Annotated in this window: 8 protein-coding genes; 3 read left to right on the top strand and 5 right to left on the bottom strand. The window is 67.3% G+C overall.

The genetic code is table 11. The annotated features are described in order from the left end of the window. The 4 genes from motB to msrB all read right to left on the bottom strand — a co-directional run. The coding region (gene motB, locus OZ10_RS18610) for a flagellar motor protein MotB (protein ID WP_039566484.1) at positions 1 to 873 on the bottom strand (873 nt) is incomplete at its 3' end. 10 nt (positions 874 to 883) lie between these two features. After that, on the bottom strand, positions 884 to 1,738 hold the full coding sequence (gene motA / locus OZ10_RS18605) for a flagellar motor stator protein MotA (RefSeq protein ID WP_039405757.1): 855 nt from the start codon (positions 1,736 to 1,738) through the stop codon (positions 884 to 886). Positions 1,739 to 1,967: 229 nt separating this feature from the next. Beyond that, positions 1,968 to 2,459 (bottom strand): MliC family protein, encoded by a 492-nt coding sequence (locus OZ10_RS18600; protein WP_039566482.1) that lies wholly within the window; start codon positions 2,457 to 2,459, stop codon positions 1,968 to 1,970. A 166-nt stretch (positions 2,460 to 2,625) separates the two neighbouring features. Next, a complete protein-coding gene (msrB, locus tag OZ10_RS18595) occupies positions 2,626 to 3,090 on the bottom strand; it encodes a peptide-methionine (R)-S-oxide reductase MsrB (protein ID WP_039566478.1) in 465 nt (154 codons plus the stop codon). Between the two features lie 340 nt (positions 3,091 to 3,430). On the opposite strand from msrB, the gene OZ10_RS18590 reads away from it, so the two are divergent. Next, positions 3,431 to 3,859, top strand: a complete 429-nt coding sequence (locus tag OZ10_RS18590; RefSeq protein WP_039566476.1) for a hypothetical protein — start codon at positions 3,431 to 3,433, stop codon at positions 3,857 to 3,859. 134 nt (positions 3,860 to 3,993) lie between these two features. Here OZ10_RS18590 and OZ10_RS18585 read toward each other — a convergent pair whose 3' ends face one another. Next, on the bottom strand, positions 3,994 to 4,512 hold the full coding sequence (locus OZ10_RS18585; RefSeq protein WP_052210067.1) for a winged helix-turn-helix transcriptional regulator: 519 nt from the start codon (positions 4,510 to 4,512) through the stop codon (positions 3,994 to 3,996). Positions 4,513 to 4,660: 148 nt separating this feature from the next. Between OZ10_RS18585 and OZ10_RS18580 the strand changes: the two genes are divergently transcribed. Beyond that, positions 4,661 to 5,950 carry a D-amino acid dehydrogenase gene (locus tag OZ10_RS18580; protein ID WP_039566472.1) on the top strand — a complete coding sequence of 430 codons (1,290 nt, stop codon included), beginning with the start codon at positions 4,661 to 4,663 and terminating at the stop codon, positions 5,948 to 5,950. Next, a complete protein-coding gene (gene alr, locus OZ10_RS18575) occupies positions 5,950 to 7,047 on the top strand; it encodes an alanine racemase (RefSeq protein ID WP_039566471.1) in 1,098 nt (365 codons plus the stop codon). Before OZ10_RS18580 ends, alr begins: the two co-directional genes overlap by 1 nt. The last annotated feature ends 302 nt before the right edge of the window (positions 7,048 to 7,349 follow it).

Genomic DNA, 7,349 nt, shown 5'->3' with positions numbered 1-7,349 from the left:
CTGGCCGGCGCCGGCCAGGGCCGCTTCTTCGGCGTCCTGGGTCATCACCACGATGCTGATGCGGCGGTTGATCGGATTCTGCGGGTCGGTCTTGTCGAACAGCACCGAGGACGACAACCCCACCACGCGGGTCACCTTGGCATCGGCCATGCCACCGCCCACCAGCGCGCGGCGTGCGGCATTGGCACGGTCGGCGCTGAGTTCCCAGTTGGTGTAGCCGGCATCGCTGCTGTAGGCGGTGGTGTCGGTGTGACCGGTGATGCTGATGTGGTTGGGCACCTGATTGATGAAGCTGGACAGCTCGCGCAGGATGTCCACCGTGTACGGCTTGAGCTGGTCGCGGCCGATATCGAACATCGGGCGGTTCTGCTTGTCCACGATCTGGATGCGCAGGCCATCGGGCGTGAGATCCAGCAGCAACTGGTCCTTGAACGGCTCCAGCGCCTGGCTCTTGTCGATGGCCTCTTTCAGGTCCTGCATCAACGCTTCCAGGCGCCGCTTGTCCTTGGCGCGGCTGTCCACGTCGGTGTCTGCCGCGTTGTCGCGCTTGCGGCCCATTTCGTCCTTCTGCCCCTTGGCCATGTCGGCGGTGCCGCCGAGCTTGATCATCGAGGTGCTGGCGCCGCCGGGGCCATTCATGCCGGGCGAGGGCGCCGGCGACTTGCCGGACAGCGGGCTGGGGTTGCGGAAGTATTCGGAGATCGCCGCGCGCTGCTCCTTGGTGGTGGCGGCCATCAGCCACAGCACCAGGAAGAAGGCCATCATCGCGGTCACGAAGTCGGCAAACGCCACCTTCCAGGCGCCGCCGTGATGGCCGCCGCCCTGCACCTTCTTGACCCGCCGGATGACGACGGTGGATTTGCCCTCGGCCATGACCGCAGTCCTACTTGATCGTCTTCAGGTGCGTTTCGAAATCGCCGAAGCTCGGACGCACGTTGGAGGGCAGGGTCTTGCGCGCAAATTCCAGCGCAATCTTGGGGTTGTAGCCGCGCAGGCAGGCCAGCAGCGCGGTCTTGACCGCCTCGTAGATGCGCCCGTCCTGCTCGGCACGCGCTTCCATCGCCGCCGACAACGGCGACACGAAGCCGTACGCCAGCAGGATGCCCAGGAAGGTGCCCACCAGCGCGGCGCCGACGTGGTGGCCGATCTCTTCGATCGGCCCGCCAATCGAGCCCATGGTGATCACGATGCCGAGCACTGCCGCCACGATGCCGAAGCCGGGCAGGCCGTCGGAGACCTTGCTCAGCGCATGCGCCGGCGCCAGGGCCTCGTGGTGGTGCTTTTCCAGTTCCAGTTCGAGCAGCGGTTCCAGTTCGTGCGGCTCGATGTTGCTGCCGATCATCAGGCGCAGGCAGTCGGTGATGAAGTCCAGCAGGTGATGGTCGGCCACCACCTTGGGGTAGTTGCCGAAGATGGTGCTGTCCTGCGGCTTTTCGACGTGGTCTTCCAGGGCCATGAAGCCGTCGCGACGGGCCTTGTTCAACAGCTCGTAGATCAGGCTAAGGGTGTCCTTGTAGTCGTCGGACTTGTACTGCGGGCCCTTGAACACGCCCAGCACGCCGGTCAGCGTCTCCTTGACGATCTTGCCCGGCGTACTGACCAGGAACGCACCCAGGGCCGCGCCGCCGATGATCATCAGCTCGTACGGCTGCCACAACGCACCCAGTTTTCCGTGCGACAGCACATAGCCGCCGAGGACGCTGACGATGACGACGATGAAGCCAACGATGATGAGCATGGCGAAGCCGAAAGCAATCTGGGAGTGCTAGTGGTTTCGGCTTGCGCGGCCGATTCTTGAAGCGCACGGCGTGAAGATGTGCGCTGTGACTGAACGAACAGCCGATTGTCGTTGCGGCCTCATGCACACATTTGACCGCATCGCCGCCTGCCAGCGACAGCGTCGCCTCACCGGCATGCTCCCGGAACCGGTGCCGTGGGCGTCGGCAAGGTGCGTTGTGCCTGAACCGTCAGCCGATCGTGCTTGCGGGCTCCTGCACGCATTTGACCGCATCCCCGCCTGCCAGCGACAGCGTCGCCTCGCCGGCATGCTCCCAGAACTGGTTGCCATGGGCGTCGGCAAAGCGCGCGCCGTAGGCGGCCTGGGCAGCACTGAGCAGGGTCAGCGCACGGCCGTCCAGGGTCAACCGCAGGGCATCGGCGGCGGGGTCGAAGCGGGTAGTGATGGCGCGCTCGCCGCAGCGCCAGGCCACGGTATGCGGGGCCTGGGTTGGGGCTGGTGGCGGCGTGACCGGCCCCGGATGGCCGGCATGGGGCAGCGGGCCGGTCACGCTGGCGTCGGTGGCCATCGGCGGCGGGCTGCCGTCCGGGCCTGCGGTTGCGATGGACGGTGGCTCCGTCGCGGTCGCAGGTGCGGTGTCGGCAGAGCGATCGCCTGCGGTGCAGCTGGCCAGGGTGGCGGCCAGCACTGCGGCGAGCATCAGGGTCGAGGACGTGTGCATCTGCGTACTCCTGCCTGGATCGTCCGTCGCCGGCGCGGCGACGGTTGGGGCATGGTGTGGCCAGTGCTTAAGGGATCTGGCGCTGCGCATGGTGCCCTGCGACGTCAGTGGGTGCCAGATCGGCGCCACGCGTGGGCGCCGCCGCCGACCGGCACTTGGCCTGGCCTCAGGCCGGCTGCGCCTCAGCGCCATCGCGGTGCAACGGGTTGGGCAGTGCCTGGCCGTTCTCGGTGAAGCCCAGCGAGACCGAGTTGAGGCAGTGCCGTTCGCCGGTCGGCGGCGGGCCGTCCGGGAACACGTGGCCCAGGTGGCTGTCGCAGCGCGCGCAGACGATCTCGGTGCGGATCATGCCGTAGCTGGTGTCGCGGATCTCACGCACATGGGCGGTGTCGTAGGGCGCGAAGAAGCTCGGCCAGCCGGTGCCGGAGTCGAACTTGGCGCTGGAGCGGAACAGCGGCAGCCCGCACAGCCGGCAGGTGTAGACCCCGTCCAGCTTGTTGTCCAGAAAGACGCCGCAAAACGGCGCTTCGGTACCGTGGTGCAGCAGCACGCGCTGTTCCTCATCGCTGAGCCCGGCGATCAGGGCGTCGCGCTTGGCGGGGGAGGGAGGGGTCAGATCGAACTGGCTCATGAGGCTCTCGCATGCGCTCGCCGGCGGGGTGCCGACGCCTGCCCCAGTGATGTGGGCGCTGCGCGCGTGGTTCAACCGGTCGACGTGTTCGAGCAAGTCACGCGTGCGCTGGAGAAGCCCGTGGCTGCGCCCGTACCCTCATCCGGCGCTGCGCGCCACCTTCTCCCCATGAAGGAGGACAATGTCCCGATGGGAGAAGGGAACGGCCCGGCGGGAGATTGGCGTCTTCGCAGTGCAACGACCTGACCAAAGCGTTCATCCCCCGGCCGGTTGCGTGCATTGCTGCCGCCTGGTCGCGCCCCCATCGATTAACCACTCCCGATCAATCACGGTGCCTGTCATGGCGATCCATTCCTCAACGCGCGGCCTGCTGTTCTGCGGTCTGCTGGCGATGGCCGGCGCGGCGGTGGCGCAGTCGGCCACCACCACGCGTTCGTCCAACACGTTGCAGCCCATCACCACGCCGACACCGGTTCAGCCCACTGTGACGCCGCCGCGCGCGCTACAGCCGGCTAACTCGACCGCCCCCGTGCCCTCGCAGCTGGGGCAGCGCCCGGTCGCGCCGAGCATCCCCACCCGTGGTCCGGCGCAGACACCTGTGGCGCCAGCCGGCAGCCAGGTGTCGCCGACGACGCCGATGGTCTACGACCGCAATGGCCGCTTGCTGCAGGGCATGCAGCCGGCCGGCGCCAACCGTGTGCTGGATACCAAGACCGGCCGCTACTACGACGCAGTACCGGCAGGCGATGGCATGCGCGTTGTGCGCTGACGGCAGCGATCCGGTCTATTGCCGACCGCCAACCACCAACCACCAACCGCCAACACCAGCCACCAACACCAGCCACCACTGCTAGCGATTCCCCCCGATGCCACCGGTACCGGCAACCCACAACTGTCCAAACCCTAGTTCCGATTCTCCATTCCCGATTCCCGATTCAATCGGCAATCGGCAATCGGCAACGCCAGCGTCTCCTTGACCTCCTCCATCACGATGTAGCTCTTGGATTCGCGCACGTGCGGCAGGGTCAGCAAGGTGCTGCCGAGCAGCTTGCGATAGGAGGCCATTTCGCTGATGCGCGCCTTGAGCAGGTAGTCGAAGTCGCCGGAGACCAGATGGCACTCCAGCACGTTGGGCAGCTTCAGCGCGGCGCGGCGGAATTCTTCGAAGATGTCGCCGGATTTGTAGGCCAGGCTGATCTCCACGAACACCAGCAGGCTGGCCTTGAGATAGTGCGGATCCAGCCGTGCGTAGTAGCCGGTGATGGCGCCGTCGCGCTCCAGTCGGCGCACGCGCTCGGTGCACGGCGTGGTCGACAGGCCCACCCGCTCGCCCAGTTCTGTGAACGAGATCCGCCCCTCCTGCTGCAGGATGCGCAGGATCTTGCGGTCGATCTTGTCCAGTTCGCGGGTGGGGGTGGTCATGCGGTCTGTCTCGGCAGGGTTTGGCAGGGAGTTTCACTACAAAGGCGTGCCGATTCCAGAAATGGCACTGCCTGCCTCGCAATATACTGCGGCTAACTGTCCCTCTCAGTGTCTTGTTGTGGGGGAATACCCTTTTCAGGAGAACGACATGCGGGTGCTCATTCTCGGCAGCGGCGTCATCGGCGTGACCAGTGCGTGGTACCTGGCGCAGGCCGGTTGCGAAGTGACCGTGGTCGACCGCCAGCCGGCGGCGGCGCTGGAGACCAGCTATGCCAACGCCGGCCAGCTGTCGTTCGGCTACACCTCGCCGTGGGCTGCGCCTGGCGTCCCGGGCAAGGCGATGAAGTGGCTGTTCGAGCAGCATGCGCCGCTGTCGATCCGCCCCACCCGCGACCTGCGCCAGCTGGCCTGGCTGAGCCAGATGCTGCGCAACTGCACCGCCGAGCGCTATGCGGTGAATAAGGCGCGCATGGTGCGCATGTCCGACTACAGCCGCGATTGCCTCAACGCATTGCGCGCCGAGACCGGCATCGAATTCGAAGGCCGCCAGCTCGGCACCACGCAGTTGTTCCGCACCCAGCAGCAGCTGGATGCGGCCGCCCAGGACATCGAGGTGCTGGCCCAGTACGGCGTGCCGTATGAGGTGCTGAGCCCGGCGCAGATCGCGCACTTCGAACCCGGCCTGGCCGGCGGCGGCGCGCAGATGGCCGGCGCGCTGCGCTTGCCCGAAGACCAGACCGGCGACTGCCGCCTGTTTACCCAGCGGCTGGCCGAGCTGGCTGCGCAGGCGGGTGTCACCTTCCGCTACGGGCAGCAGATCGAGCGCCTGGCGCACGCCGGCGGCCGGGTCACCGGCGTACAGATCGACGGCCGCATCGAAACCGCCGACCGCTACGTGCTGGCGCTAGGCAGCTATTCGGCCGATCTGCTGCTCTCGCTCGGCCTGCATCTGCCGGTGTACCCGCTCAAGGGCTATTCGCTGACCATTCCGATCGTCGATGCGCAGCGCGCGCCGACCTCCACGGTGCTGGACGAGAGCTACAAGATCGCGCTGACCCGCTTCGACGACCGCATCCGCGTCGGCGGCATGGCCGAGGTGGCCGGCTTCGACATGTCCTTGAATCCGCGTCGTCGCGCCACCCTGGAAATGGTGGTCAACGACCTGTTCCCCGGCGGCGGCGATCTGGCCCAGGCCGAGTTCTGGACCGGCCTGCGCCCGGCCACCCCGGATGGCACCCCGGTGGTAGGCGCTACCCCGTTCGCCAACCTGTTCCTCAACACCGGCCACGGCACCCTGGGCTGGACCATGGCCTGCGGCTCCGGGCGCTACCTGGCCGACCTGATGCAGGGTCGCACGCCGGAAATCGATACCGAGGGCCTGGACGTGTTCCGTTACCTGTCGCCGCGCAGCGCGCGCCCGCAGCGGGAGGCCGCGTAGTGCGTCCTGCGCAAGCGTCGATCGATCTGGATGCATTGCGCCACAACTACCGCCTGGCCAAGCGCCTGGGCGGCAGCAAGGCGCTGGCGGTGGTCAAGGCCGACGCCTATGGGCATGGAGCAGTGCGCTGCGCGCAGGCGCTGGAGCCGGAGGCCGACGGCTTCGCAGTGGCCTGCATCGAAGAAGCGCTGGAGCTGCGCCAGGCAGGTATTCACGCACCGATCCTGCTACTGGAAGGTTTTTTCGAACACGACGAACTGCGCCTGATCGCCGAGCATGATCTGTGGACGGTGGCGGCCACCCCGCAACAGGTACGCGCGCTGGCCGAGTTCCAGAGCCCGCGCCCATTGCGTGTCTGGTTGAAGATGGACAGCGGCATGCACCGGCTGGGCCTGTCGCCGGACGATTTCCGCGCCGCCTGGCTACGCTTGCGCGGGTTGCCGCAGATTGCTTCGCTGGTGTTGATGACGCACCTGGCGCGCGCCGACGAACTGGACTGCAGCCGCACTGACGAACAGGCCGTGGCATTCGCGCTGACTGCCGGCGGCATGCGCGCGGAAACCAGCATCCGCAATTCGCCCGGCCTGCTCGGCTGGCCGGCGCTGCGCAACGACTGGTCGCGCCCGGGCCTGATGTTGTACGGCGCCAACCCGTTCGCGCAGGACACCGACAGCACCGCGCAACTGCGCCCGGTGATGACGCTGCGCTCGTGCATCATCTCGGTGCGCGAGCTGCCGGCTGGCGAACCGGTGGGGTATGGCGCGCGCTTCGTGGCCGAGCGCCCCACGCGCGTGGGCGTGGTCGCGATGGGCTATGCCGACGGCTACCCACAATTCGCGCCCAACGGCACCCCGGTGCTGGTCGACGGCCAGGTCTGCCCATTGATCGGGCGCGTTTCGATGGACATGTTGACGGTGGACCTCACCGATCACCCGCAGGCCGGGATCGGCGCGCCGGTGCAGCTGTGGGGCGATGCACCCCAAGTCAGCCCGCTGGCCGCGCAATGCAACGTCAGCGCGTATCAGCTGCTGTGCGGGCTCAAGCGCGTACCGCGGGTGTATGCGGGCGAGGCGGCGATGGGCAAAATTTCAGCATAGATGCATTCCCTTCTCCCGCCGGGACAGTGCCCCCCTTCATGGGGAGAAGGGCCCGGAAGGGGGCGTGATCGGTAGCTGCTGATCGGTAGCTGCGGCGTTCTTCCCTTCTCCCATCGGAAGAAGGTGGCGCGTAGCGCCGGATGAGGGTACGGGCGAAGCCTCGTGCGGTTGGAGCGGCACGTGGGCTTCGCCCCGTACCCTCACCCCAACCCCTCTCCCGGCGGGAGAGGGGCGTGCTCGGTAGCTGCGGCGTTCTTCCCTTCTCCCATCGGGAGAAGGTGGCGCGTAGCGCCGGATGAGGG

It is taken from the genome of Xanthomonas cannabis pv. cannabis (assembly GCF_000802365.1).
Taxonomy (GTDB): Bacteria; Pseudomonadota; Gammaproteobacteria; order Xanthomonadales; family Xanthomonadaceae; genus Xanthomonas; species Xanthomonas cannabis.
The sequence above is the reverse complement of the archived record's forward strand: the minus strand, read 5'-3'. Positions and strand labels throughout refer to the sequence as shown.

Bases quoted from the DNA above. Each gene is read 5' to 3' on its own strand.
- OZ10_RS18590 (WP_039566476.1), top strand. From the start codon at position 3,431: ATGGCGATCCATTCCTCAACGCGCGGCCTGCTGTTCTGCGGTCTGCTG.
- motA (WP_039405757.1), bottom strand. From the start codon at position 1,738: ATGCTCATCATCGTTGGCTTCATCGTCGTCATCGTCAGCGTCCTCGGC.
- msrB (WP_039566478.1), bottom strand. From the start codon at position 3,090: ATGAGCCAGTTCGATCTGACCCCTCCCTCCCCCGCCAAGCGCGACGCC.
- OZ10_RS18580 (WP_039566472.1), top strand. From the start codon at position 4,661: ATGCGGGTGCTCATTCTCGGCAGCGGCGTCATCGGCGTGACCAGTGCG.
- OZ10_RS18585 (WP_052210067.1), bottom strand. From the start codon at position 4,512: ATGACCACCCCCACCCGCGAACTGGACAAGATCGACCGCAAGATCCTG.
- OZ10_RS18600 (WP_039566482.1), bottom strand. From the start codon at position 2,459: ATGCACACGTCCTCGACCCTGATGCTCGCCGCAGTGCTGGCCGCCACC.